Below are 26683 nucleotides of genomic sequence, written 5' to 3'. Positions count from 1 at the left end.
TTCAGCCAGGGCGGCGAGTCAGCAGCATGGAGTCGCCATAGCTGAAGAAGCGGTAGCCTCTGGCGATGGCGTCGCGGTACAGGCCCATCACATAGTCGTAACCCGTGAAGGCGCTCACCAGCATCATGAGGCTGCTTTTGGGCAGGTGGAAGTTGGTCACCAGTACATCAACCAGCTTGAAGTCAAAACCGGGCGTGATGAAGATGTTGGTGTCGCCACTGGATACACCTGTTTTGGCCCAGCTCTCCAGGGTGCGCACACTGGTGGTGCCCACCGCGACGATGCGCCCGCCCCGTGCCTTGCAAGCAGCAATGGCTTCTTGAGTCTCCAGCGGCACGTTGTACCACTCGCTGTGCATCTGGTGCTCGGCGATGTTCTCGGTCTTGACCGGCTGAAAAGTGCCTGCGCCCACGTGCAGCGTCACGTGCGCGCGCTCCACGCCCATGGCGTCTAACTGGGCAAACACCCCTTCGTCAAAATGCAAGGCGGCGGTCGGAGCGGCCACAGCGCCGGGGTTCTTGGCAAACACCGTCTGGTAGCGTTGCACATCCTCCGGTGAGTCGCTGTGGGTGATGTAGGGCGGCAGGGGCACATGGCCGTGGCGCTCCATCAGGGTGTAGGGGTCGTCGCCGCGGTCGTTGCTGAGCACAAAACGGTAGATGGGCCCGTCCACGTTGGGCCAGCGGCCCAGCAGGGTGGCGCTGAGGCCGTCTTCCTGGCCGGGGGCACAGGTCATCTTGATGGTGGCGCCCACCTCAGGTTTTTTGCTGACGCGCATGTGGGCAGCCACCTGGTTGCCGCCCAGCACGCGCTCAATCAGCAGCTCCACCTTGCCGCCGGTGGACTTTTCCCCATAGAGCCGGGCATTGATGACCTTGGTGTCGTTGAACACCAGCAAGTCACCTGCACGCAGCAGGCCGGGCAAGTCTTTGAAGATGCGGTCTACAGACACATCGCCTGTGCCGTCCAGAAGGCGGGAGGCACTGCGTTCTGCGGCGGGGTGTTGGGCAATCAGCGCTTCGGGAAGCTCAAAATCGAAATCGCTGAGGGTGAAGACGCGTTGCGCGTCAGGGGAAGGCAAAGACATGGTGCTTGAGGGCCGGACAGGCCCGTTCCAAGGAATAAGAAAGGCAGTGATTTTCCCACAGGCGGACTTCACCCCTGCGCACTGGCTCGCTCAGGCCTGCAACGTGAGTTCGCGGTAGTGACACAGCGCTTCGGTGGTGAGCTTCACATAGGCCTGCTCGTTGGCGGCAATGTGTCGCTCCATCCACCCCGCGCCGGCGGGTGTTTCCTGCAGCCAGATCCGGTGTTTGCCGAATCCCGGCTGCACATGGCTCAGCGGGCCGGTGATGGCCAGGGCATCAAAAGGCCCCCACAGGAAAGACGGAGCTTCCTCGCCATGCCATGCATAGCCATTGGCCTGCGCGTACAAGTGGTTATGGCCGAAGGTCAGGTCAATCAACTCTGTGGGCTCGCTATGGGTGGACTCTATCCAGCAATGGTAGGCGCCCCCTGCCTCTAAACCGAAGGCGTGGTCTTCGTTCATCACAATGAGTTCGCCATCGCCAGCGTCAATAGCCGCAAGCCCGGCCACGGGCCGGTAGTCTCTTCCGGAGGCAATGCTTGCCAGGTTGGAGCCCACCACCGCAAATGCGTGGCACAGAGAGTAAAAATTGTGGGGAAACCAGTGGCATACGCTGTGCCGCACGCTAGCGGCCACGGCTTCTTGCCATCGCCGCTCATGTTCAGTGCGATCGGTGCCTGCCGGTCGTGGAGCTTCTGTTGCGCACAAAGAAAAGGCCATGCCGTGTTATCGGCATGGCCTTGGGCTTCTGAAACCGCCGCTGCGCTATCAGTTACTCCACTTTGGCGCCCGATGCCTGCACGATGCCCTTCCACTTGGCGTAGTCGGCTTTCAGCAGGTTGCCGAATTGCTCGGGCTTCATGGCCTGAGGCTCCGCTCCTTGGGCGTGGATGGCTTCTTTGAATTCAGGCTTGGCCAGCAGCTCGTTGACCTTGCTGTTCATCAGCGTGACCACATTGGCAGGTGTGCCGGCCGGCATGAAGAGGCCGTACCAGGTGCTCACATCAAAGTCCTTGTAGCCCGACTCGGCCACGGTAGGCACATCGGGCAGCGAGGTGCTGCGGGCCGCAGACGTCACCGCCAGTGCGCGCAGTTTGCCTGCCTTGATCTGGGCGATTGCGGATGGCACAGAGGACACCAACAAATCCACATTACCTGCCAGCGCGTCCATCAGTGCAGGGTTGGAGCCTTTGTAGGGGATGTGGCGGATGTCGACCTTGGCGGCCTTTTCGAACAGGTTGCCGGCAAGGTGAATGGTGGTGCCGTTGCCGGGCGAGCCGTAGGTGATGGTGTCGGGCGCTGCTTTGGCGGCTGCCACCACATCGGCCAGTGTCTTGAACCTGGAGTTGGCTGCCGTTGCGATCACTACGGGGGTATAGGCCACGTGGGCCACGGGTACCAGGTCTTTGGTCGGGTCCCAGGGCAGGTTGCCGTACAGCCAAGGGGCCACGACCAGGTTGTCTTTCTGGCCCATAACCATGTCATACCCTGTGGGTGCCGCCTTGATGGCTTCGGCAATGCCGATAGTGCCGCCGGCACCCGCCTTGTTGTCGGGCACTACGGTCCACTGGAAGTTTTCGGTCAGCTTGCTGGCGACCAGGCGGGACAGGATGTCGGTGCCGCCTCCGGGCGGGAAGGGGATGACCAGCCGGATAGGCTTGGAAGGGTACGCAGCGGTTTGGGCGTAGCTGGGGGCGCTGGCAGCGCCGCCTAGCAGGGTGGCCACGACGGTCAGCGGTGCAATCCATTTTTTCATGGGGTCTCCTTAGGGGTGGGCCTGCGTTGGCAGGCAAACACCCCAGTGTAGTGCGGCACAATGCGCCCATGCCTGACGCCAAGCCCAAAACCGAGTTGCAAAAAGCCCTCGAAAAGCTGGGACTGCGCCGGGACATCGACCTGGCTTTGCACCTGCCGCTGCGCTACGAGGATGAAACCCGCATCGTCAAGCTCATCGACGTGCGCGATAGCACTCCGGTCCAGATTGAAGCCACGGTCACCCACCAGGAAGTGACCTACCGGCCGCGCCGCCAGCTCATCGTGACCGTGGACGACGGCACCGACACCTGCACCCTGCGTTTCTTCAGCTTCTATGGCTCGCAGCAAAAGGCGCTCGCGGTAGGCAACAAGGTGCGGGTGCGCGGAGAGGTCAAAGGCGGGTTTCTGGGGCGCACCATGCTGCACCCGACTTTCAAAGCCGCCGGGGGTGATCTGCCGACCGCGCTCACACCGGTCTACCCCACGGTGGCAGGCCTGCCCCAGGCTTACTTGCGCAAGGCGGTGCTCTCCGGCCTGGCGCGCGCCGATTTGAGCGATACCTTTGCGCCCGGCGATCTGGAATGGTTGCAACACCGCTCGCCTCAAAAAGGTCAAAAGCCCTTGTGGACATTGCGTGATGCGCTACAGTTTTTGCACCACCCCACGCCGGATGTCTCCATCGATACCCTGATGGACCACAGTCACCCGGCCTGGCAACGGCTCAAGGCCGAAGAATTGTTGGCCCAGCAAATCAGCCAGTTGCAAAGCCGGCGTGAACGCGCCAGCCTCAAGGCTCCTCAGCTCCAAGCGGAGGAAGGCGGCACTTTGCATGCACGGCTGCTGGCAGCGCTGCCTTTTGGCCTCACGAATGCGCAGCAACGCGTGGGTGAAGAGATTGCCAGGGACATGGCGCGCCGCATTCCCATGCACCGTTTGCTGCAAGGTGACGTAGGCGCCGGCAAGACCGTGGTGGCAGCGTTGGCTGCCGCCATTTGCATGGATGCGGGCTGGCAGTGCGCCCTGATGGCGCCCACCGAGATATTGGCGGAACAACACTTCCGCAAGCTGCTGGGCTGGCTGGAGCCCTTGGGCATTACCACCGCCTGGCTCACCGGTACCCAAAAGGCCAAGGAGCGGCGGGCCATGCTGGCTTTGATCGAGAGTGGTGAGGCGCAGCTCGTGGTGGGCACCCACGCCATCATCCAGGACAAGGTGAAGTTCAAGAACCTGGCCCTGGCCATCATCGATGAGCAGCACCGCTTCGGCGTGGCGCAACGCTTGGCCCTGCGCAACAAATTGCACCACGAGGATATGGAGCCGCATTTGCTCATGATGACGGCGACGCCTATCCCGCGCACGCTGGCGATGAGCTACTACGCAGACCTCGACGTATCCACCCTGGACGAGCTGCCCCCCGGGCGCACACCCATCGTCACCAAAGTGGTCAACGACGCGCGGCGTGACGAAGTGATTGAGCGCATCCGCGCCCAGATCAGCCAAGGCCGGCAGGTCTATTGGGTCTGCCCGCTGATTGAAGAGAGCGAGGCCCTGGACCTGACTAATGCCACGCAGACCCATGCCGACTTGGCGGAAGCTCTGCAAGGCGCCACCCGCGCAGACGGTCAGCCGGTGCTGATCGGGCTGCTGCACTCGCGCATGCATGTGGATGACAAAAAGGCCGTCATGGGCGCGTTCACCGCGGGGCTGATGTCGGTGCTGGTAAGCACGACGGTCATTGAAGTGGGGGTGGATGTACCCAATGCCTCGCTGATGGTGATTGAACATGCCGAGCGTTTCGGCCTCAGCCAGCTGCACCAGTTGCGCGGGCGGGTAGGGCGGGGCGCTGCGGCATCGGCCTGTGTGCTGCTGTATTCCACCGGCGACGCCCCACGACTGGGCGAAGCAGCGCGGGAGCGGCTGAAGGCCATGGCCGAGACCAATGACGGATTTGAGATTGCCCGGCGAGACCTGGAGATCCGTGGCCCCGGTGAGTTTCTGGGCGCCCGCCAGAGCGGCGAGGCCATGCTGCGCTTTGCGGACCTGGCCACCGACACCGAGCTGCTGGACTGGGCCAAAGTCGAGGCCCCTATGCTGCTCGATACCTACCCGCACCTTGCGGCCAAGCACGTGGCCCGCTGGTTGGGTGGGAAAGCAGAATTTCTCAAGGCCTGAATGGAATCAGGCGACGGCCCCCGTCGAATATGCGTGGATAGCTATCGAAATAGTAGCAAGCATGTGCAGCAAAGCGTATTGACATGGTGCATCCAGGCATGGAAACATGCGGGGTGGCCATGAAGTGGAGGCGGGATGGCATGAGCTACTGGACGAGATGGTGCCCTGTGTGGGCAATGCTGATGTGCGGAGCTTTGCAGGCGGGTGCCATGGCAGCTACCTGCAACAAGTCCGTCCGCTGGTATGACGACGGTGCTTACTCCTATCGCGGTGCCGACGGGCAGCCTACCGGCTTCTATGTGGAGTTGGTGCGCGAGGCACTGCGTCGCATGGATTGCGCTGCACAGTGGCAGGAGATGCCCTGGGCGCGCGGCCTGGTGGAGCTGGAGGCCGGCAAACTGGATATCCTGCCCGGCGCCCGCAAAACGCCGGAGCGTGAGAAGTTTGCGTATTTCTCCAGACCGGTCAACCGCTCTCCCAATGTGCTGTTCATGAGCAAGGCGGCGAGCCAGCGCTTTGCCTTCACCCGCCTGGCGGACATGGTGGGCACGGACTTCAGATTGGGCATCCAGCTTGGCGTGGCGTACGGGGCCGAATATGACGAACTCATCAAGAACCCGGACTTTCTTGCCCGCACGCAGCCACTGACCTCCCGCCGCAGTGCCTGGGGCCTGCTGCAAATGGGGCGTCTGGACGGGCTGATTTCTGACGAGGTCAGTGCCTGGGTGGAGTTGCAGAACCTGGGGCTGAGCAACGCCGTGGTCAAGACGCGTGTGGTGACTTCGGATGACCCCGGACTGCTCGCTTTGAGCCGACTGAGCAACACGCCGGAGTTTGTGGCGACCTTGGACCGAACGTTGCAGGCCATGATGAACGACGGCAGCTACAAGCGTATCCGGGAGCGATTTGTGCCTTGCGTGACGTCTGCGGAAACGCAGGCGTGCCGCTGAGTCGCCGCAGTCCGATTAACATCGCCGGATGAGTGGACACATGGATTGGATTTGGTGGAGCTTGGGCACAGTGTTTGTGCTTTCGTTGGGTGCCTATCTGTACGCCGAACTGCAGGCCTTCTGGTTGCGCACCACGGTATCCAAAATTCCTGGCGGCCAGCGCTTTGAAGCCCATGGATTCAGCGTGGACATGCTCAAGGGAGCCGGAAAAGTACGCGTCAAGGCCCGCAAGGCCCATTACAGCCAAAAGGCCAACGACAAGCAGACCGCCATGGAAAAGACCGGTCCGCTGGACGTGACTTTTGATGCCCTGGGTTTGCGCATTGAGCTATCGCGCATGGTGCGCACCATCAACAACCCCAAACCCGGGCAGGATCCGACCTTGCCCACCGGTTGGCACAGCATGGCCTTTCAGGCCACCGAAGAAGACGCGGTATTGCGTCTGGACCATGTGCCCACCAAAGTGGCGGACCAGTTCATCGGCTTTGCCAAGCAGATCCAGGTCTGGGTCGAGCGTCTTGAGCACCAACGTACCGCCCGGCTGGAGGCCGAAGAGGCAGCCAAGCGGGAAGCCGAAGAGGCTGCAGCCATCCGCGCGGCCGCCAAAGCCAAGGGTAAAGCTGTGGCGATGCCGCCCGAAGAGCAGATCGCCCAATGGCGTCGGGTGGCCGGATTCACTGGTACCAACAGCGAGATCGGTCTGGACGGCAAAGGCGGCATCGAATGGTTCATTGACCTGGATGCCACCGGGCGCATCACCCTGCACTCCGGCAAGCAAACGGCCCACACGACCCTCAGGGGGGCGACTATCACCTCTTTGGGCGGTGAGCTTGAAATCAATGTGCTGGACGCGGACGGTAACCAGGATCCGCATTCCTTCCGCGTGCTCAAGAACATGCCGCCGGACGTGCGGCGCGCATGGAAAGAGCGTTTGGAGATGCTGCGCGACAGTCTCAAGCGGAGCAGCGCCGTCACGACCTGAAGGCGTCATCCCGGGCCGCTATAGTGGAGCGCTTTGCAGTGGCGTCCGCGCCCGTTTTTCCCATTTATGGTTTCTCGTTTTCTCATGCGCTGGAACGCGCTGTCCGGCAACACCCGCGGCGTGATGCTGGTGGTTCTGGCCATGTTCTGCTGGTCGGTGCTGGATGCCTGCAACAAGCAGTTGATGGCCCAAGGCATCCTGCCCAAGCAGGTCTTGTTTTTGCAGGCGACGGTGGTGCTGGCCATGTTGGTGCCGGTGTGGATCGCTACCCGTGGGCGGGTGGTGCGCACCCGTCAGCCCTGGCTTCACATGCTGCGGGCCTGTTTCATCGTGACCTCCGCCTGGTGTGCGGCGTATGCGGTGTCGCATCTGCCGCTGGCGGAAGCCAGTGCGTTTTTGATGACGGGCTCGCTGTTTATGCTGCCTTTGGGTGTTTTCTTCCTGGGCGAGAAGCCGCACTGGTTGCGCTGGACCGGCGTGGCCGTGGGCTTTGGCGGGGTGCTGGTGATTTTGCAACCGGGGGCAGAGGCCTTCCGTCCCGCGGCTCTGGTGGCCTTGTTCGGCGCCTTGATGGAGTCCATGCTGGGTATTGTGCTCAAGAAGTACTCCGGCTCCGAGCATCCGATTGCGGTGCTCACCTGGAGCCAGGTTGCGTGCTGGCTGACCTTTGGCCTGTTCACCGGATTTGACTTGCCTGCGGTGTCCAGCCATTTGTGGCCGCTGTTGCCCTTGGTGGGCGTGGCTGCAGCGGGCATTTACCTGGGCTACTTTTTCGCCTACCGCGCGGGCGACGCCTCGGCGGTAGAGGCGGGCAGCTTTTCTCTCTTGCTCTTCAGCCCAGCGCTGGGCGCGGCATTTTTCAGCGAAACACCGGATGCCGCGTTCTGGGGCGGGGCGGGTTTGCTGGTGTGTGGCATTGCTTTGGTCATCATAGAACCCCAAGGGCATGCTCATTGATTCAGGCTATCGGCCGTGGCATCATGGTTGACACGGAGGGAATGCTGTCATGACGCTCACAGAACTCAAATACATCGTCGCCGTCGCCCGCGAGCGGCACTTTGGCAAAGCGGCGGACGCCTGCTTCGTTTCGCAACCCACGCTGTCGGTGGCAGTCAAAAAACTCGAAGAGGAGCTGGACGTGAAGCTCTTCGAGCGCAGCGCGAACGAAGTGAGCGTGACGCCCCTGGGCGAAGAAATCGTGCGCCAAGCCCAAAGCGTGCTGGAGCAGGCGGCCAATATCAAGGACATCGCCAAGCGTGGCAAGGACCCGCTGGCCGGGCCCTTGAAGCTCGGCGTGATCTACACCATCGCTCCCTATTTGCTGCCGGCCCTGGTGCGCCAGGTGATCACCAAAAGCCCGCAGATGCCGCTGGTGCTGCAGGAGAACTTCACCGTCAAGCTGCTGGAAATGCTGCGCACCGGCGAGATCGATTGCGCCATTCTGGCGGAGCCTTTTCCCGACACCGGATTGGCGCTGGCCCCGCTGTATGACGAGCCCTTTTATGCCGCCGTGCCCTCCAGCCATGCATTGGCGCAGCAGGCCTCGGTGACCGCTGAGCAACTCAAGAATGAGACCATGCTGCTGCTGGGCAACGGCCATTGCTTCCGTGACCACGTGCTCGAAGTCTGCCCCGAGTTCGCCCGCTTCTCTAGCGATGCCGAGGGCATTCGCAAGAGCTTTGAAGGTTCGTCGCTGGAGACCATCAAGCACATGGTCGCGGCCGGCATGGGCATTACCCTGGTTCCGCGGCTGAGTGTTCCCAAAGAGGCGCTGGAGTCCAAAAAGCGGGGCGTCGAGACTAGCTTTGTGAAGTACCTGCCGGTACTGGACACCCGCTCCGATGGCAGCAGCCTGCCGCCTCCCACCCGCCGTGTGGTGCTGGCTTGGCGCCGCAGTTTTACCCGCTATGAGGCGATTGCCGCATTGCGCAATGCCATTTACAGCTGTGAACTGCCGGGGGTGAGCAGGCTCTCCTGATTTTGAGTAAGAAGTGCTGCTAGCGCTCTTGGAATTTGCGCAAGTAGCTATGAAATTGATAGTAATTCTGTGCATAACAAACTTCGCCTCTACCTTGACCTGATCCGCTGGAACCGGCCCGCCGGTTGGTTGCTGTTGCTCTGGCCCACGCTGTCGGCCCTCTGGCTGGCGGCTGGCGGTTTTCCGGGTTGGCACCTCATCGTCGTGTTCACCTTGGGCACCATCCTCATGCGCAGCGCGGGCTGTTGTGTGAATGACGTGGCCGACCGCGAATTCGACAAGCACGTCAAACGCACGGCACAGCGCCCCGTCACGAGTGGGCGGATTTCCAGCCGCGAGGCCTTGGCCGTGGGGGCGGTTCTGGCGCTGGCGGCCTTTGGCCTGGTGCTCACTACCAATGCAGTGACGATCGCATGGTCCTTCGCGGCGCTGGCGGTGGCGCTGGTGTATCCGTATGCCAAGCGGTATGTGGCCATGCCGCAGGCGGTGCTGGGGGTGGCATTCAGCTTCGGCATTCCCATGGCCTATGCGGCAGTGCGCGCTGACATCCCGTGGCAGGCCTGGGCTTTGCTGGTGGGCAATCTGTTTTGGGTGCTGGCGTATGACACCGAATACGCCATGGTGGACCGTGACGATGACTTGCGCATAGGCATCAAGACATCCGCCATCACACTGGGGCGTTGGGACGTGATGGCAGTCATGGTGTTTTACGGTGTGTATCTGCTGGCCTGGACCTTGCTGGTGGTGCCCGGTCTGAAGGCGCCCTGGGGCTGGTGGCTGGGCGTGCTTGTGGCCATGGCCCAGGTGGTGTGGCACGGCACGTTGATCAAGGACCGCTCCAGGGAAGGGTGCTTCAAAGCCTTCCGCCTCAACCATTGGGTGGGATTTTCGGTGTTCGCCGGCACGGTGCTGGGCACCGGTTTGTCTTAGTTTTTGCTGGGCCTGCCTATGAAAACCCCCACACCTGCTCCCCGTGTCCCGCCGGCCTCTGCGTTGAAGGCTGAATGGAATACGCTGGAGTTCCACAGGCGGCGGCTCCAACAGGTGGCCGGCGGCACTTTGGCGGCTTTGGTGCCGATAGGCCTGTCCTACGCTGCGGTGGGCAAATGGCCTATCGCCATGGCCTTCATGGCAGGGGTCCTGGGCACCGCGTTTGGCTGGTGGTATGGCCTGAAGCACCAGTCCCAACGGGGGTTTGCCGTAATCATGTGGGCCGTGTGGGCGACGGTGTCTTGCCTGATGTGGCTCAGCGATGCTCTGCGCGATGTGGCCTTGCTGGCCTATCCGCTGATCTTGATCATGGCCGGGCTTTTGGTCGGGCGCCGGGTGTTCCTCCAGTTGCTGGCGGCCATGCTGCTCTTTGCCACCGTGATGACCCTGGCGACCGAAGTGCTGGGTTGGCGGCATAACACCCGCAACAACACCGAGTTGGAGTTGCTGAGGGACGTGTGGGTCATGTTGTTGGCAGGTGCGTACGCCGTCTGGGGCACGGTGTCTGACAGGCGCAAGATGGCGGAAGCTCTGGAGGTCCAGATAGAAGGCTACCGCCAATCGCAGGCGCATTTGACGTATCTGTCCCAGCACGATGCGCTCACCGGGCTGCCCAACCGCAGCCTGGGGCGCCACCAGATGGAGGTCGCGATTGAGCAGGCGCGGCTGCGTCAGGGGCAGGTGGCTTTGATGTTTGTGGACTTGGATAACTTCAAATCCATCAATGACACGGTAGGGCATATGGCCGGCGACCAGTTCTTGCAGCAGATCGCCCAACGTTTGAGGGCGGCCGTGCGCGCGTCAGACATCGTGATGCGGCAAAGCGGGGACGAGTTTCTGGTGGGCTTGCTGGATGTCCCGGACAGTGTTGCGGTCCGCCGCGCTGCTGACGAGGTTCTGGCGCATCTGGGTGGGGTTTACCGGGTTCAGGGAACCGAAATATCGAGTTCCTGTTCCATCGGTTTGGCAATCTATCCCTCAGACGGGGGCGACTTTGAGACACTTTTGCGCCATGCGGACTTGGCCATGTACAAGGCCAAACAAGCCGGGCGCAACAGCTACCGGTTCTTTGACCTGACCATGCAGGACGATATGAGCGCGAGCCCGCGGCTGGTCGCTGAGCTGCAAACGGCACTGGCCCGCCATGAATTCGTGCTGCATTACCAGCCGGTGGTGGATATGCGCGATCGGCGTCTGCTGGGTTGCGAGGCGCTGATTCGCTGGCAGCATCCACAACGCGGTTTGTTGGGGCCTGCTGAATTCATTGAAGCCGCAGAGCGTTCTGGCTTGATTGTGGAATTGGGGCGTTGGGTTTTGGTGGAGTCCTGCCGGCAGATCGCACTGTGGCAGCGCGCGGGGCAGCCCCTCATCGTTGCGGTGAATATTTCACCCGTCCAGTTTCATCGCGGTGGGCTGGAGGGGGCGGTCCAACAGGCGCTGAGCGCATCCGGCTTGCCCGCGCATTGTCTGGAACTGGAGATTACCGAGTCCGTATTGATGGGGGATGCGGCGACACTGGCGGACACCATCCACAGCCTGAAGGCATTGGGCGTGTCGCTCGCCATTGATGACTTCGGTACGGGTTATTCAAACTTGGGCTACTTGCAACGGTTTGCCACTGACAAAATCAAAATCGATCAGTCTTTTGTGCGGGGCATGCTTGCAGACCCCGGACAACAGGCTATCGTTGCAGCCATCGTTCAAATGGGCGCGAGCTTGCAGATGGTTCCGCATGCTGAAGGGGTGGAGACGGAAGGGGCTCGCGATATGTTGCTCGCTATCGGTTGCGCTACCGGGCAGGGCTATCACTTTGGACGCCCCGTGCCACCTGAGAGTTTTGCCGCAAGCTACTTGCAAAGCCTGATGTAAAAAACCCGGCCACTGGCCGGGTTGTCGGTTGTTGTTCAGCGGGATTACTTGGCGCTCAGGCACTCTTTCATGAAGGCTTTGCGCTCGTCGCCCTTTTTGTCTTTGGCGTCGGCGTTGCAGGTTTTCATTTTGTTTTGTTGTGCTGTCTTGCCGTCTTCAGCGGCTGCAGGCTTGGCACTCAGGCACTCTTTCATGAAGGCTTTGCGCTCGTCGCCCTTTTTGTCTTTGGCTTCCGCATTGCAAGTCTTCATTTTGCTCTGTTGTGCGGTGGGTGCCTTGTCATCTGCAGCGTGCGCGCCGCCCACTGCCAGAGCCAGACCCAAAGCCATGAGAGAGATCAGTTGCTTCATTTGTAGTCCTGTGTGAAAAAGTTGGCAGAGACCTGCCGTTGCAGAAATCCCGGAAAGGGAACCTCAGCATACAACGGCCCGATGACGGTCTGCGATGACAAAGTCACAGAAACAGCGGTTTTCCGTGGCCCGTAAAATCCACGGATGCTTACTGTCAAAAACGAACTTCTGCAGGCGCTGGCCGCCTGCCTGGAAAAACTTTCACCCGGCGCTGGCCCCAAGGCCGCCTTTGAGTCGCCCAAAGTTGCCGCCCATGGCGACTTCGCCACCACCGCTGCGATGCAGCTGGCCAAGCCGCTGAAAATGAACCCTCGCCAGCTTGCAGAAACTCTGCGCGGCGAATTGCTGGCCACACCGGTGTACCAACAGTGGGTACAGGACATCGAAATCGCCGGCCCCGGCTTCATCAACATACGCCTCAAACCTGCTGCCAAGCAGGAGGTGGTGCGTGAGGTGCTGGGACAGGGCGCACGTTTCGGCTACCAGCCTGAGAGCGGCAAGCCGGTATTGGTGGAGTTTGTGTCTGCCAACCCCACCGGTCCCTTGCACGTGGGCCACGGCCGTCAGGCCGCGCTGGGCGATGCCATTTGTAACCTGTTTGCCAGCCAGGGCTACAAGGTACACCGAGAGTTCTACTACAACGATGCGGGTGTACAAATCGACACGCTAACCAAAAGCACCCAGTTGCGTGCCAAGGGCTTCAAGCCCGGCGACAGCTGCTGGCCTACTGACCCCGACAATCCGGAGAGCAAGGCCTTCTACAACGGTGACTACATTGCCGACATTGCCGAAGCCTTCAAGGCCAAGGCCTCCATCAAGGCCGATGACCGCGAGTTCACCGCCAATGGTGATGTGGATGACTACGACAACATCCGCCAATTCGCCGTGGCCTACCTGCGCAATGAGCAGGACAAGGACCTGCAGGCCTTCAACCTTCACTTTGACCAGTACTATCTGGAATCCAGCCTATATACCAGCGGTCGGGTAGAAGCCGCTGTCAATAAACTGGTCGCCAACGGCAAGACATACGAGCAGGACGGCGCGCTCTGGCTCAGGAGCACCGACTACGGCGATGACAAAGACCGCGTCATGCGCAAAAAGGACGGCAGCTACACCTACTTTGTGCCGGACGTGGCCTACCACATCGCCAAGTGGGAGCGCGGTTTTGCCAAGGTCGTCAACATCCAGGGCACCGATCACCACGGCACTATCGCCCGCGTGCGCGCGGGATTGCAAGCGGCCGATGTGGGCATTCCCCAGGGCTACCCCGACTACGTGCTGCACACCATGGTGCGCGTGGTGCGCGGGGGCGAAGAAGTCAAGATCAGCAAGCGCGCGGGCAGCTATGTGACCTTACGTGACTTGATTGAATGGACCAGCAAGGACGCCGTGCGCTTCTTCCTGCTGAGCCGCAAGCCCGACACCGAGTACACCTTCGATGTGGATTTGGCCGTGCAGAAGAACAATGACAATCCCGTCTATTACGTGCAGTACGCCCATGCGCGCATCTGTTCGGTGCTGGCAAGCTGGGGTGGCGATGTGGCTGTACTCAAGGGGGTGGACCTCTCGGCATTGGAAAGTCCCCAAGCACAGGCCTTGATGCTGCTGTTGGCCAAGTTCCCCGAAATGCTGACCGCCGCAACAGACGGCGAGGCTCCGCACGATGTGACCTTCTACTTGCGCGAACTGGCCGCCAGCTACCACAGCTACTACGATGCCGAGCGCATCCTGGTGGATGATGCGTCGGTCAAGTTGGCCCGCCTCGCGCTGGTCGCGGCGACTGCGCAAGTGCTGCACAATGGGCTGGCCGTGCTGGGCGTGAGTGCCCCGCAAAAGATGTAATTCCTTCAAAGAAAGCAAGGCATGAAGAACGAGCGTGGCGGGACCCTGGTCGGGTTCATCGTGGGCGTGGTGGTGGGATTGGGCGCCGCTCTGGCGGTGGCGGTGTACGTCACCAAGGTGCCGGTGCCTTTCATGAACAAGAGCCAAAGCCGCAGTGCGGACCAGGATGCGGCTGAAGCCCAGAAGAACAAAAACTGGGATCCGAACGCGCCCATGTATGGCAAGAATCCAGCGCCGGCAGTGCCTGTGGCTACCGTGCCCGGCACGCCTGCTTCGGGTGCCAAAGCCGCGGGCAAGGTGGTAGAGGCCAAGCCTGAAGCAAAAGCCGATCCGAAAGCGGACGCCAAGGCAGACCCCAAAGCTGCAGCGAAGCCGGATGCGAAGGCCGACGCCAAGGCCTCCGCCGACCCACTGGGTGACTTGGCCAAGGCCAAAGCTGGTGCGGCGGATGGCGATGTGTTTACCTACTGGGTGCAGGTCGGGTCTTTCCGCTCTGCAGAAGATGCAGAAAGCCAGCGCGCCAAGTTGTCACTGAGTGGCATCGAGACCAAGATCTCGGAGCGGGAGCTCTCCGGCAAGCAGGTTTTCCGCGTACGCGTAGGCCCCTTCGACAAGAAGGAAGATGCCGACAAAGCCAAGGAAAAAATGGACAAGGCCGGCTTGGAAACGGCGCTGGTTCGCGTTCAACGCTGAGTCTTTCCCGGAACTTTCGGCGGTGGGTCCACTCACACCGCCTCTATGGAGTCTTTTGAAATGAAACGTCGCGCATTCACTCACATGGCCACGGGCGCCGCTCTGGTCGCTTCCACGGCTTGGTCTCCCCGGGTTCAGGCCCAAGCCAAGAAGCCCCAAGCGGGAACCGATTACTTGCCGCTGGACCCCCGCGCACCGACCGAAGCCCCCACTGGCAAGATCGAAGTGGTCGAGTTCTTCTGGTACAACTGCCCGCACTGCAATGCGTTTGAGCCCCTGTTGCAGGGCTGGATCAAAACCCTGCCGAAAGACGTGTCCTTCCGTCGCGCGCCGGTTGCATTCCAGGAAAGCTTCGTACCTCAGCAGCGCCTGTACTACACCTTGGAAGCCATGGGCTTGGTGGAGAAATTACACGCCAAAGTGTTCAACGCCATTCACAACGAAAAACAAAACCTTGCCCGACCGGAAGCCATCCTGGAATGGGTGGCTCAGCAAGGCGTGGACAAGGACAAGTTCGTGGCGCAGTACAACTCCTTTACGGTAGCCACCAAGGCAGGTAAAGCAGCCCAGTTGCAGAACGCTTACAAGGTGGAAGGCGTGCCAGCTTTGGGTATTGCCGGTCGTTTCTACACCGATGGTTCTCTCGCCGGCAATATGCCCCGCGCATTGCAAGTGGTGGAGTCCCTGGTCGCTGACGTTCGCGCCGGCCGCGGTTGATGCGACGGCGGCGGTTCGGCTTTGCGCCTGACCGCCGCACACCACCAAAGGCGGGGCTAGAATGAATTTCCTTATCTTTGCGTCAAGGGGTTCGTTCAATGTCGAGTCAGAAATTCCGTCTGGTTACCCGTAGCGATTTCGATGGGCTGGTATGCGCCGTCCTGCTTAACGAGCTGGACTTGATAGACGACATCAAGTTCGTTCACCCCAAAGATATGCAAGACGGCAAGGTAGAGGTGTCCAACCGCGACATCACCACCAACCTGCCTTATGTGCCGGGTGTGCACCTGGCGTTTGACCACCACGAATCCGAGACCATTCGCAACACCGGCGAACGCCCGAACCACATCATCCTGCCGCATGCGGACTCTGCTGCCCGCGTGGTGTACGACCACTATGGCGGTGCCAGCCGCTTTCCCGCGCGCTTTCACGACATGATGGAAGCGGTAGACAAGGGCGACTCTGCGCGTTTCAGCCATGACGAGATCATGAACCCTAGCGGTTGGGTGCTCCTGAACTATCTGATGGATTCGCGCACAGGCTTGGGTCGCTTCCGCGAGTTCCGCGTCAGCAATTACCAGCTGATGATGGATTTGATTCAGTACTGCCGTAACCATGGCATCGACGAAATTCTGCAGTTGCCGGACGTGGTGGAGCGCGTGGAGCTGTATTTCGAGCATGCCGAAAAGGCCAAGGAGCAGCTGCAGCGCTGCTCCACGGTCCATGGCAACCTTCTGGTGCTGGACTTGCGCAATGAAGAAACCATCTACGCCGTGAACCGTTTCATGGTTTATGCATTGTTCCCGCAGACCAATATTTCCATCCACGTGCTCTGGGGTTTGCAGAAGCAAAACACCGTGTTTGCCACCGGCAAGTCCATCACCAACCGCAGTTCCAACACCCATATCGGGGAGCTCATGCTGAGTTACGGCGGAGGCGGCCATGCCAATGCGGGAACCTGCCAGGTCGACAACGCGCAGGCCGCTGATGTGCTTCAAGCACTGATCAGCAAAATTAACGCCGACGGTTGAGCGCACCAAGGGCATGAAGCCTGAAGCGCTCGGTACAATGCAGCGAGCGCTCTTCGAGCAAGTTTCGTGCCCTTATGAAAAAAATCCTGTTGTCCTTGTCAGTCCTGCTGGCCCTGTGCGGTGTGGCGGAGGGTATTCGGGCCGAAAAGGCTGATCGCAACAAACCGATGAACGTGGAGTCGGACGCGTTGCGGTACGACGACCTCAAGCAGGTCAGTGTGTTTTCCGGCAATGTAGTGCTCACCAAGGGCTCCATCCTGATTCGTGGCGCCCAAATCGAGGTGCGACAAGACCCTGAGGGCTATCAATATGGTCTGGTGACCGGAGCTCCCGGCAAGCAGGCTTTCTTCCGCCAGAAGCGGGACGGGTTGGATGAGTTCATCGAGGGCGAGGGGGACACCATTGAGTACGACGGCAAGGCCGATACTGTGCGCTTCATCCAAAAAGCCCAGATGCGCCGCTTGCGGGGGGCGACGGTGGCCGACGAGGTGACCGGTGCGGTCATCATGTACGAAAACCTGACGGACCGTTTTACCGTAGATGGCACCCCCAAGACAGCGGCTGCACCCGCAGGTCGTGTGCGTGCCATGCTGACCCCCAAGGCCGATCCGGTCACGACGCCACCCGCCGCAGGTACGGTGCTCAAGCCCACGACCCAGATTGAGAAAGCTGTTCCGTGAACGCAGCAGTACCCGATACCCCGGACAGCGCTACCGGGCGGCTTGAGGCCCGCCACCTTCAGAAGTTTTACGGCAAGCGGCAGGTCGTCAAAGATGTTTCTATGGCAGTGCGCACCGGTGAAGTGGTGGGCTTGCTGGGCCCCAACGGTGCCGGCAAAACGACCTCGTTTTACATGATTGTGGGTCTGCTGCGCGCCAGCGCAGGCGACATCACCATTGACGGCCAGAGCATCGAGCACATGCCGATCCACCGGCGCGCCCGCTTGGGGCTCGGCTACCTGCCGCAAGAAGCCTCCATCTTCCGCAAGCTCAATGTGGAAGACAACGTGCGTGCGGTGCTGGAACTGCAGCGTGATGATGCCGGTGCGCCTTTGAAGCCGGCTGAGATCGAGCGCCGGCTTACCGATTTGCTGCAAGAGCTCCGTGTCGAGCATTTGCGGGAGTCTCCGTCGCTGGCCCTTTCCGGTGGCGAGCGCCGTCGGGTGGAAATAGCCCGCGCGCTGGCGACAAGGCCGCGTTTCATCCTGCTCGATGAGCCTTTTGCAGGTATCGACCCGATTGCGGTGATCGAGATTCAACGCATCATCAATTTCCTGAAGGCACGAGGCATTGGCGTGCTCATCACCGACCATAACGTGCGCGAAACGCTGGGTATTTGCGACCACGCCTACATCATCAGCGACGGGCACGTGCTGGCCGAAGGCACTCCGGCCGATATCGTGAACAACGCCGATGTCCGCCGTGTCTACCTCGGCGAAAACTTCAAGATGTGACCATGACCCCCACGCTCCACTGCTGTGCGGGTCGCTGCCCCCCAAGGGGGCAAATTTGCCTTGGGGCGGCCCTGCGGCAAATTGCCGCTCTCTCCGATGACAGGCTTGTTTTGACATGAAGCAAGGATTGTCTTTACGCGTCTCGCAGCATCTGGCGCTCACCCCGCAGCTGCAACAATCCATCCGCTTGCTGCAACTCTCCACGCTGGAGCTCAGCCAGGAGGTGGAGCAGATGCTGGACGAAAACCCCTTCCTGGAGCTCACCGAAGAGCGTGCTGAGCGGGAAGACTTTGGCCTGGATGCGGTGGATGCACCGGTGAGTGATGGAGACCGTCTATCCGAAGAGGCTGACTTTGCTCCTCATTCGATAGCTGACTACGCAAGCAGTACAAGCGCTAGCAGCTCGAATGAGGATGAGACGACTCCGCTGTCCGGCAGCGATGAACCCGACTGGGAGGGCGACGGCACCACTGAGATGACCCCCGACGACGGCGAATGGGGTGTGGATGCCAAAGCCAAAACCAACAACCTGGACGACGACGAGCAGAAGGATGCGACCGAACTGGCACGTTCGGGCGAGTCTTTGCAGTCCTTTCTGCACCGCCAAGCCGCCGCTTTGCGCTTGAGCGCCGAGGATGCGGCCGCACTGCGCTTCCTGATCGAGTCCCTCAACGACGACGGCTACCTGGAAGACCCGCTGGCCGAGCTAGCCCAGAGTCTGCACCCTGCCGACGAAGAGCAGCTCCACGAACTGGTGCACCACTTCACTGTGGCATTGGGCCTGCTTCACAGCCTGGAACCGGTCGGTGTCGGTGCGCGTGACTTGGGTGAATGTTTGCGCTTGCAACTGCGGGCATTGCTGACCACCGCGGATGAAGATGGCGAATTGGATCGCACTGAGGTACTGCAGGTGGCTTTGGCCATTTGCAAGCAACCCATGGAACTGCTGGCCCGTCGCGACATCAAGCGCCTCGTGCAAGCAGGTGTGGGTAGCGATGCTCTGGTGCGCGAGGCCATTGCACTCATAGCCCGTCTGGAGCCCAAGCCCGGCCGCCGCTTTATGGATGTGGAGCGCAATATCGTCGTGCCTGATGTGCTGGTGGTGCCCATCGGCAAGGTGGGCGGAATGCCCAAATTCCGGGTGCAACTGAATCCGGATGTGATGCCGCGCCTCAAGGTGCACGACATTTACGCCAATGTGCTGCGCAACCACAAAGCCAGCTCCAGCCACGCCGGTCTGCAGCAGCGCCTGCAGGAGGCGCGCTGGTTTATCAAGAACATCCAACAGCGCTTTGACACCATCCTGCGCGTGAGCACAGCGATTGTGGAGCGTCAAAAAAACTTCTTCACCCATGGCGAACTGGCCATGCGCCCGCTGGTGCTGCGCGAAATTGCAGACGAACTGGGCTTGCATGAATCCACCATCAGCCGGGTGACCACTGCCAAATACATGGCGACGCCCTTCGGCACGTTTGAGTTGAAGTACTTCTTCGGCTCCGGCCTGGGCACTGAGTCTGGCGGCAACGCCTCCAGCACGGCGGTGCGGGCGCTGATCAAGCAGTTCATCGCTTCCGAGAGCCCGAAAAAGCCCTTGAGCGACAACCAGATTTCCGACATGCTCAAAGAGCAGGGCATTGAATGCGCCCGGCGCACCGTGGCCAAATACCGCGAGGGCCTGAAGATTGCCCCCGCCTCACTCCGCAAAGCGCTATGAACCAATTGACTCTCTTTCTCCCCTGCGCCGCCGGCGTGGAGGAATATCTGGCGCCGGAGATTTTGCAGATCACCGGCTTACCACCCGGCTGCATCACCAAGCAGCGCGGGGGCGTGGCCGTGCGCACCGGGTTTGAGCATGCGATGCTGCTCAACCTGTACAGCCGCTTGGCCCAGCGGGTGTTGGTGCTGGTGTCGTACACCGAATACCGCAGCGAGCAGGACCTGTACCGCGCCGCCATGCAAGTGGCGTGGGAGCGCTGGTTCACTCCGCGCGAAAGTATCAAGGTGGAAGTCACTGCCCAGCACAGCCCGCTCACCTCGCTGAACTTTGCGGCGCTCAAAGTGAAGGACGCCGTGTGCGACCGCTTTCGCGAAGTGGCGGGCGGTGTGCGGCCGGACGTGAATACCCAATGGCCCGATGTGCGCATTTACGCCCACCTGACCACCGATGCCTGCTCGCTCTACATCGACACTTCCGGCGAACCGTTGTTCAAGCGGGGCTGGCGTGAAGACAAGGGCGATGCGCCACTCAAAGAAACCCTGGCGGCCGCCATGATCGCTGCCAGCGGCTGGGCATCGGGTGACGACGATTTACTGCCTTTGTACGACCCTTGCTGCGGTAGCGGCACCGTTGTCATTGAAGCTGCGCAGATTGCCTGCAACATCGCAGCCGGCTCCCAGCGCCGGTTTGCGTTTGAGAAGTACAAGCCCTTCCGCTCCGAGGAATGGGCTGCTATGAAAAAAGAAGCTGCTGACGCTGTTGTGAAGCCGGAGCCAGGCCAGAAAGCCTTGATTTACGGCAGTGATGTGTCTTTCCGGATGGTCGACTTTGCTGAACGGAATGCGCAGCGCGCCGGGGTGGCCGATGTGATCGAATTCCGCGGCGGTGATGCTTTGCAGCGTATGCCCCCGATTGATGTGAGCGAGACCGGTGGTGGCGTGATGGTCATCAACCCGCCGTACGGCGAGCGTATCGGCATAGGCGGCGTGGCGGGTGAGGGCGAAGGTGCCCGTTTCGGCGCCCGCGAGCTGGCAGAGGCGGACGACGGCGTGGACTTCTTCAACCAGCTGGCCAGCCACTGGAAAAAGAACTACAGTGGATGGACCGCCTGGATGCTCACTCCCGACCTCAAGCTGCCCAGCAAAATGCGCCTCAAAGAGTCCCGTCGAGTGCCCATGTGGAACGGCCCGCTGGAGTGCCGTCTGTTCAAGTTCGACATGGTCAAGGGCCGACTCGCCAAACCTGCTGCTTCCCAATCACATGACTGAGCCGGTGCCCGGCATCGTGCTGGACACCAACATCGTGCTCGATGTCTTGGTGTTCAAAGACCCCTTGACCTTGCCGCTGCGTCAGGCCCTGGAGGCTGGCCAGCTCCGATGGCTGTCCACCGATGCCATGCGCCAAGAGCTGGCACGAGTGCTGAGCTATCCCCAAATCGCCAAGCGTTTGGCCTTCTATGGGCTGGAGCCACGCGAGGTGTTGGCGGCGCGTGATGCCTGGGTGCACACCGTGGACCCCGCGCCCAAAGCCCCTGTCACTTGCAAAGACCCGGACGACCAGCGCTTTATCGACCTGGCCGTGGCCCACCAATGCCTGGTGCTGAGCAAGGACCACGCAGTACTTTGTATGGCAAAACGCCTTCTGGCGCTCGGTGCCTCTGCGCGAGCCGCTATCTTTTAAATAGCGAGCTATGAGGTTTGGAATCCGCCGGGAGAAGGGGATGCCACTTGCGGTAGGGCGATCCGAATATGGGTGCCGCTCCCTTCTTCGCTTTCAATGCCAATGTGCCCGCCCATTACATTGCTGACCAGGTTGTAGACGATGTACATCCCCAAGCCGCTTCCACCGCGACCTAGTTTGGTGGTGTAGAACGGCTCGAAAATATGGGGCAGGTTGGATGCCGGAATGCCCCGTCCGTTGTCTGCGTAATGCAGCATCACCATGGCTCCTTCCAGACGCGCCTCGATGGAGATGCGTCCCCTGTCCTTGCCGTCGAATCCGTGATGGATGGAGTTGCTTAGCAAATTGGTCAGAACTTGCTCTAGCGGGCCGGGGTAGCTGTCGAGTTCCAAATCCGCGGCGATATCCAGACGGACCTCATGATCATGAGACTTGAACATGGGTCTGGCGGTGTGCAGCACCTCCTCCACCACAGCCAGTAGCTGGAATCTGCGACGCCTACTACTGGTTTGGTCCACAGCGACTTCCTTGAAGTCATTGATCAACTTGGCTGCACGGCTCGCATTGCGCTCAATCAGCTGGCTGGCTTCTTCGATGCGTTGTGCCCCCTTCTCGACCTCCGAACGTCGCGCGGTACCGGAGAGCAGTCTCTGGCTGAAAGCGCCGGCCTCTTCCGTGAGTGTGGAGGCTACCGCCATCACATTGCCGATCGGAGTGTTGAGTTCGTGCGCGACGCCTGCGACCAGGCTGCCCAAGGCTGCGAGTTTTTCACTTTGCACCAATTGGCCCATGGCACGTTGCAGCTCCTGATTGCGAGCCTCCACCCGGGCTTCCAGCTCGCGATTGAGATCCTGCAAATTGGTTTGGATGCGCTTGAGCTGGGTGACATCAATCAGGGTCTCAATGGCACCGCTGATCTTGCCGTCGGCATCTCTGAGGGGGGCCGCACAAAACCGGCCCCACATGCCTTTGGTTCCGTCATGGTTGCTGAAATAGTCTTCGCCTTCCAGTGCACCCGGCAGGTCGGTGCTGGGGCGCAGCTTGGACGGGTAGTGTCGGGCCAGTACCAGAGGGTCGGCGCCATCCACCAGCAGATTGACCAGGGTGGGGCGTGGAGTCTTGTAGATGCCCCGCCAACTATCGGTGGTGCCCACCACCTCGCTTGCGGGTACTCCGGTCAACCGGGTCATTTGCGGATTCCAGAATGTGACTCGGTGATCTGCATCAATCGCAAACACAGCGATGGGCAGGTTCTCATAGATCTGTCGGATGCGATGTTCGAGCTCACGGGCCCGCTGCTCTGCCTGCTTGCGGTCACTGATGTCCCGGACGGTAGACACGGTACGAACGCGGTTCCCCATTTCCATGCGCACCATTGAGATTTCGGACCAGAACTGGCTGCCATCTTTGCGCCGTTGGTGCCACTCAAAGACTTGTTGGCCGGTTTCCAATACGCGGGCAAAGCGCTCCTGAACCGCCTGTTCGGTGAACTCCCCCCCGAGGGCCGTCAATTCAAGGGGCTGCAGAAGACGGGCCTCTGCGGGCGTGTAGCCGAACAAGGCTTCGAAGCGTGGATTGATATCCACCACCCGGCCACTGGCGACATCCCGCACGATCATGGCGTCGGGGCTGTGGTCGAACAGTTCGCGGTACTTCTTTTCGCTGGCACGAATGGCCCGTATGGCCGCTTTGCGGCTGTACATCCCGTAGATCAACAAACCGATGATGATCAGCAAACTGCTGAAGAGTGCCAGCAGCCATGCACGGTGAGGGCGCAGGTCATCCCATGGGTCAGTGGGCCGGTTGAGCAGGACCGCATTGGCCGGCAGCCGATCCAGGGGAATGCCCCAGCGCTCCATTTGTTGGAAGTCGAAAGTGGCTTTTCCCGGAACCGCAGACATGGGTAAGGGCACGCTGATACTGCCGGTCATCAGTTGCTGTGCCAAACGTCCAACAGCTTGTCCTTGTTCGATGCCGGAAACGAGATAGCCGCCAAGAATGCCTGGACGCATGGCCACATCACGGGTCACGGCTACCGGCGCGTTCGACGCATGGGCCCACAAATCCGCAGTCTCCTCGTGCGAGAAGCGCGTGCCTCTGGCGTCTTTGTTGAACGGCAGTGCAAATACCAAATCGTTCGCCGTCAACAGGCCGAGCTTTGCTTGGATGGTTTCTGCATTCAGGCCGGTCAAAAACTCCACTTGCAAGCCGGCAAGCGGCCGGATCACTTCGCGCAAGGTCTCCACCTGGGCCAGGCTGGTGCGGCTCTGGTCATGTATCACGACAAGGCGGCGGGTTTGGGGGCGGAGCTTGAGCACCAGCTCCAAGCTGTCTGCAACATCGAGGTCATCAAACACGCCACCGACATTGTTCATCTGCGCCAACGCAGGGCGCCGGCTGATGGCCACCCCCGAAAACAGCACTGCGACGCGGGGGAAGTGCTTGTCTCTGAGGCGCAAGGCCATGTCCAGACCATCGTCATCGGCAGCCAGGATAAGGGCAGGCGGCAGCGCTCCCATCTTGGCGAGCAGCAGGCTTTCGAACTGCTGGTAATACCGCTCACTGGGGGCTGTGCGTTTGGTATCGAGATATTCCACCTGCAGGTCTATAGTGGGCTGCAACGGTGCCAGCTCTTGCCGTACCCCTTCGATCTGCGCATCACTCCACGCCATCCCCTGGTGGTAGGAGGCAATTAGCAGAACCCGCGTGCCTTCAGCATGGAGCGAAGGCGTCCAGATCAACGTTGCCGCAAACAACCAACACCATACGAAGCCCTTCATGTGGGAGGGAAGTCGGCGCGGGCGATATCGCGGAGTCATGCAGTCAGGGGAAAGATCTTCGGTAAAGTGCTTTACACCTTAATCCGACCGCATCGCAAAACTGTCTGCGCTTGCACGTGGCCAAGTCTGGCGATAGATCAGAGGCAACCCGGCCGTCTGGCCGTCGAGTAAGGCTCCGCTGGGCAACTGGGTCAGGATCAATTGCGCAAGAGAGCGTACTTTATTGCCACCAGAGCGACGCACGATGTGGTGGGCAGTGATCTCATTCGGGTGGTGCACCCCCACCGCCTGCACCATTTCTTTGAGAGCAAACAGGGTTTGTTGATGAAAGTTGTAGACCCGGTCCGCCTTGTCGGGTACCACCAGACTTTGCTGACGCAGCGGGTCCTGCGTGGTCACTCCGGTCGGGCAATGGCCGGTGTGGCAATGTTGGGCCTGGATGCACCCCAGCGCGAACATAAATCCCCGGGCGCTGTTGCACCAATCTGCACCCAATGCCATCAGGCGCGCGATGTCAAACGCGCTCACCACTTTGCCGGCAACGCCGACCTTGATGCGTTCGCGCAGGCCCGCGCCCCGCAGGGTGTTGTGCACCAGCAGCAGGCCTTCCTGCACCGGCGCGCCTACGTGGTCGGTGAACTCCAGGGGGGCAGCACCGGTGCCACCCTCGGCCCCATCCACAACGATGAAGTCGGGTGTGATGCCGGTTTCCAGCATCGCCTTGACCATGGCAAACCACTCCCACGGATGGCCTATGCACAGCTTCATGCCGGTGGGCTTGCCACCCGAGAGCTCACGCAGGCGGGCAATGAACTGCATCATCTCGATGGGCGTGGAAAACGCGCTGTGCGAGGCTGGTGAAATGCAGTCCACCCCGACCGGCACGCCACGCGCTTCGGCAATTTCAGGCGTTACCTTGGGGCCCGGCAGCATGCCGCCGTGCCCGGGCTTGGCGCCCTGGCTGAGCTTGAGCTCAATCATTTTGACCTGCGGATCGCGAGCGTTGGCGGCGAACTTGTCGGCATTGAAGGTGCCATCCTCATTCCGGCAGCCGAAGTAACCGGAGGCTACCTCCCAGATGAGGTCACCCCCGTGAACCCGGTGGTGGGCTGAGATGGAGCCCTCGCCCGTGTCGTGCGCAAAGTTACCGCGTTTGGCGCCCTTGTTTAACGCCAGGATCGCGTTGGCGCTCAAGGCGCCGAAGCTCATGGCGGAGATGTTGAACACGCTGGCCGAGTAAGGCTGCGCAGTACCTTCCCCGATAGTGATACGGAAATCGTGTAAGGCAATCTTGGTCGGAGCCACAGAATGGTTGACCCATTCATAGCCTTCGGCATGCACATCGAGTTGGGTGCCGAAGGGGCGTTTGTCAGGCTCGCCCTTGGCCCGCTGGTAGACGAGTGAGCGCTGGGAGCGGGAGAAGGGTGTTGCTTCGTTGTCGCTCTCGATGAAGTACTGCCGGATTTCTGGGCGGACAAACTCCAGCATGAAACGCAGGTGCCCGATGATGGGGTAGTTGCGCAGGATGGAGCGCTTGGTCTGGCGAAGGTCATACACCCCGACCCCGACCAGGATGGCCGCTAGCATGAAGACGCCCAAGCCCGCACCGAACACCAGCAGGCTGAACACACTGAGCAGCAGGGCAAAAACGCTCAAACCCATCACGGTATAGCGGATGGGAAAGACAGCATTCAAAGTGTTAAGCATCGCGGAGTCTCCTTCGGAGAGACAATACCAGCCTGCACTCTCTTTGCACAGCTTATGACTACCAATATCTCCACCGATGCGTCCACAGACGCGCCCGCGCACGTCGATGGGTCTTTGACCCCCCAGGAATTTGATGAAATTGACAGCATACTGGACGACCTGCGCACCCGCCATGAAGAAATTCCTCAGTGGGAGTTCTGCGAAGGTTTCATGGCCGCACTGGTGGTCTGCCGCCGTCCGATTGCTGCTGAGGAGTACTTCCCTGTTCTGTTGGACATGGAAGTTCCCGAAGCAGGCGAAGCCGGTGGTTTTGCCGATCCAGCCCAGGCTGCGCGCTTCCTGGAGCTCTGGACCCGCCGTTGGAATGACATCGTGCGCGGCCTCGGCGTCGAGATCCAAGGCTTGGACGATGAGAACGCCTACCACCCTGAGGTGATGGATGTGCGCGGCGCTGTCGCCGGCTTGTCGGAAGAAGACCGCGCGGCTATGGCCGGCGAAGACCTGCCCTCATTCGGCCAGGTCTGGGCGCTAGGATTCATGTTTGCCGTCGAATCCTGGCCCGAAGAATGGGCCGCGCCCCGCGACAAGGAGGCTGAGAAATGGCTGGACGCTTCGCTGCAGTCCATCGTTGCGCTCACCGAAGATGACACCGATGAGCCCACCATTGCCGTGTTTGATGACAACGGCCCCGCCAGTGTGAGCCAGCGCCGCATTAACGATTTTTCGGATGCCGTTTGGGCGGTGTATGACTTGCGCGAGCTGTGGCGCAATTTCGGCCCGCGCGTTGAGACCATCCGCAAAGAAGCAGAGCCCGGCCGCAATGACCCTTGCCATTGCGGGAGTGGCAAGAAGTACAAAAAGTGTCACGGCGCCTGAAGGCGTTTCCCCAAAGAGAAAGCCCGCGTTAAGCGGGCTTTTCAATTTGCGATG

At 60.7% G+C, this 26683-nt stretch carries 23 protein-coding genes; 17 read left to right on the top strand and 6 right to left on the bottom strand.

Annotation, left to right across the window (positions count from 1 at the left end):
- Nucleotide 1 precedes the first annotated feature (1 nt).
- The 3 genes from queA to RAN89_RS00965 all read right to left on the bottom strand — a co-directional run bounded on the left by queA (nt 2) and on the right by RAN89_RS00965 (nt 2843).
- Nucleotides 2–1087: a tRNA preQ1(34) S-adenosylmethionine ribosyltransferase-isomerase QueA gene (queA, locus tag RAN89_RS00975; protein WP_313867838.1), complete on the bottom strand. Its 1086-nt coding sequence runs from the start codon at nt 1085–1087 to the stop codon at nt 2–4.
- 90 nt (nt 1088–1177) lie between these two features.
- A complete protein-coding gene (locus RAN89_RS00970) occupies nt 1178–1807 on the bottom strand; it encodes a hypothetical protein (protein WP_313867837.1) in 630 nt (209 codons plus the stop codon).
- A 52-nt stretch (nt 1808–1859) separates the two neighbouring features.
- A complete protein-coding gene (locus RAN89_RS00965) occupies nt 1860–2843 on the bottom strand; it encodes a Bug family tripartite tricarboxylate transporter substrate binding protein (RefSeq protein ID WP_313867836.1) in 984 nt (327 codons plus the stop codon).
- A gap of 68 nt (nt 2844–2911) precedes the next feature.
- Between RAN89_RS00965 and recG the strand changes: the two genes are divergently transcribed.
- The 7 genes from recG (at nt 2912) to RAN89_RS00930 (ending at nt 11783) form a co-directional block, all read left to right on the top strand.
- The gene (recG, locus tag RAN89_RS00960) at nt 2912–5014 is read left to right on the top strand and encodes an ATP-dependent DNA helicase RecG (protein WP_313867835.1); all 2103 of its coding nucleotides are present in this window, start codon (nt 2912–2914) and stop codon (nt 5012–5014) included.
- A 98-nt stretch (nt 5015–5112) separates the two neighbouring features.
- A complete protein-coding gene (locus RAN89_RS00955; protein ID WP_313867834.1) occupies nt 5113–5964 on the top strand; it encodes a substrate-binding periplasmic protein in 852 nt (283 codons plus the stop codon).
- A 40-nt stretch (nt 5965–6004) separates the two neighbouring features.
- Nucleotides 6005–6946: a hypothetical protein gene (locus RAN89_RS00950; RefSeq protein ID WP_313867833.1), complete on the top strand. Its 942-nt coding sequence runs from the start codon at nt 6005–6007 to the stop codon at nt 6944–6946.
- Nucleotides 6947–7012: 66 nt separating this feature from the next.
- Nucleotides 7013–7903, top strand: coding sequence for a DMT family transporter (locus tag RAN89_RS00945; protein ID WP_313867832.1), 891 nt, complete (start codon nt 7013–7015; stop codon nt 7901–7903).
- A gap of 49 nt (nt 7904–7952) precedes the next feature.
- Nucleotides 7953–8924: a LysR substrate-binding domain-containing protein gene (locus RAN89_RS00940; RefSeq protein ID WP_313867831.1), complete on the top strand. Its 972-nt coding sequence runs from the start codon at nt 7953–7955 to the stop codon at nt 8922–8924.
- A gap of 69 nt (nt 8925–8993) precedes the next feature.
- Nucleotides 8994–9854, top strand: a complete 861-nt coding sequence (ubiA, locus tag RAN89_RS00935; protein ID WP_313867830.1) for a 4-hydroxybenzoate octaprenyltransferase — start codon at nt 8994–8996, stop codon at nt 9852–9854.
- 18 nt (nt 9855–9872) lie between these two features.
- Nucleotides 9873–11783: a putative bifunctional diguanylate cyclase/phosphodiesterase gene (locus RAN89_RS00930; RefSeq protein WP_313867829.1), complete on the top strand. Its 1911-nt coding sequence runs from the start codon at nt 9873–9875 to the stop codon at nt 11781–11783.
- 44 nt (nt 11784–11827) lie between these two features.
- On the opposite strand, the gene RAN89_RS00925 is transcribed toward RAN89_RS00930, so the two are convergent.
- Nucleotides 11828–12133 carry a PsiF family protein gene (locus RAN89_RS00925; RefSeq protein ID WP_313867828.1) on the bottom strand — a complete coding sequence of 102 codons (306 nt, stop codon included), beginning with the start codon at nt 12131–12133 and terminating at the stop codon, nt 11828–11830.
- Nucleotides 12134–12277: 144 nt separating this feature from the next.
- Here RAN89_RS00925 and argS point away from each other — a divergent pair, with 144 nt between their 5' ends.
- The 9 genes from argS to RAN89_RS00880 all read left to right on the top strand — a co-directional run bounded on the left by argS (nt 12278) and on the right by RAN89_RS00880 (nt 21266).
- Entirely contained in the window at nt 12278–13975 is a 1698-nt protein-coding gene (gene argS, locus RAN89_RS00920; RefSeq protein ID WP_313867827.1) for an arginine--tRNA ligase, read from the top strand.
- A gap of 21 nt (nt 13976–13996) precedes the next feature.
- Nucleotides 13997–14668, top strand: a complete 672-nt coding sequence (locus tag RAN89_RS00915) for an SPOR domain-containing protein (protein WP_313867826.1) — start codon at nt 13997–13999, stop codon at nt 14666–14668.
- A 60-nt stretch (nt 14669–14728) separates the two neighbouring features.
- A complete protein-coding gene (locus RAN89_RS00910) occupies nt 14729–15385 on the top strand; it encodes a thiol:disulfide interchange protein DsbA/DsbL (RefSeq protein WP_313867825.1) in 657 nt (218 codons plus the stop codon).
- Between the two features lie 98 nt (nt 15386–15483).
- Complete coding sequence (locus RAN89_RS00905) at nt 15484–16416, top strand: exopolyphosphatase (protein ID WP_313867824.1); 933 nt, start codon at nt 15484–15486, stop codon at nt 16414–16416.
- 74 nt (nt 16417–16490) lie between these two features.
- Nucleotides 16491–17096, top strand: coding sequence for a lipopolysaccharide transport periplasmic protein LptA (gene lptA, locus RAN89_RS00900; protein ID WP_313867823.1), 606 nt, complete (start codon nt 16491–16493; stop codon nt 17094–17096).
- Nucleotides 17093–17869 (top strand): LPS export ABC transporter ATP-binding protein, encoded by a 777-nt coding sequence (gene lptB / locus RAN89_RS00895; RefSeq protein WP_313867822.1) that lies wholly within the window; start codon nt 17093–17095, stop codon nt 17867–17869. The genes lptA and lptB overlap by 4 nt, the downstream gene beginning before the upstream one ends.
- Nucleotides 17870–17984: 115 nt before the next feature.
- On the top strand, nt 17985–19583 hold the full coding sequence (locus RAN89_RS00890; RefSeq protein WP_313867821.1) for an RNA polymerase factor sigma-54: 1599 nt from the start codon (nt 17985–17987) through the stop codon (nt 19581–19583).
- Nucleotides 19580–20854 carry a THUMP domain-containing class I SAM-dependent RNA methyltransferase gene (locus RAN89_RS00885; protein WP_313867820.1) on the top strand — a complete coding sequence of 425 codons (1275 nt, stop codon included), beginning with the start codon at nt 19580–19582 and terminating at the stop codon, nt 20852–20854. Before RAN89_RS00890 ends, RAN89_RS00885 begins: the two co-directional genes overlap by 4 nt.
- Nucleotides 20847–21266 (top strand): putative toxin-antitoxin system toxin component, PIN family, encoded by a 420-nt coding sequence (locus tag RAN89_RS00880; RefSeq protein WP_313867819.1) that lies wholly within the window; start codon nt 20847–20849, stop codon nt 21264–21266. The genes RAN89_RS00885 and RAN89_RS00880 overlap by 8 nt, the downstream gene beginning before the upstream one ends.
- An 8-nt stretch (nt 21267–21274) precedes the next feature.
- Here the strand turns inward: RAN89_RS00880 and RAN89_RS00875 are convergent, their stop codons facing one another.
- Nucleotides 21275–24046 carry a sensor histidine kinase gene (locus tag RAN89_RS00875; protein WP_313867818.1) on the bottom strand — a complete coding sequence of 924 codons (2772 nt, stop codon included), beginning with the start codon at nt 24044–24046 and terminating at the stop codon, nt 21275–21277.
- Nucleotides 24047–24124: 78 nt separating this feature from the next.
- The gene (locus RAN89_RS00870) at nt 24125–25753 is read right to left on the bottom strand and encodes an FMN-binding glutamate synthase family protein (RefSeq protein WP_313867817.1); all 1629 of its coding nucleotides are present in this window, start codon (nt 25751–25753) and stop codon (nt 24125–24127) included.
- A gap of 54 nt (nt 25754–25807) precedes the next feature.
- On the opposite strand from RAN89_RS00870, the gene RAN89_RS00865 reads away from it, so the two are divergent.
- Complete coding sequence (locus RAN89_RS00865; protein ID WP_313867816.1) at nt 25808–26629, top strand: UPF0149 family protein; 822 nt, start codon at nt 25808–25810, stop codon at nt 26627–26629.
- The last annotated feature ends 54 nt before the right edge of the window (nt 26630–26683 follow it).

It is taken from the genome of Rhodoferax mekongensis (genome assembly GCF_032191775.1).
In the GTDB taxonomy this organism is placed as follows: Bacteria; Pseudomonadota; Gammaproteobacteria; order Burkholderiales; family Burkholderiaceae_C; genus Allorhodoferax; species Allorhodoferax mekongensis.
Note: the sequence above shows the minus strand (reverse complement) of the source record. Positions and strands in the feature narration are given on the sequence as shown.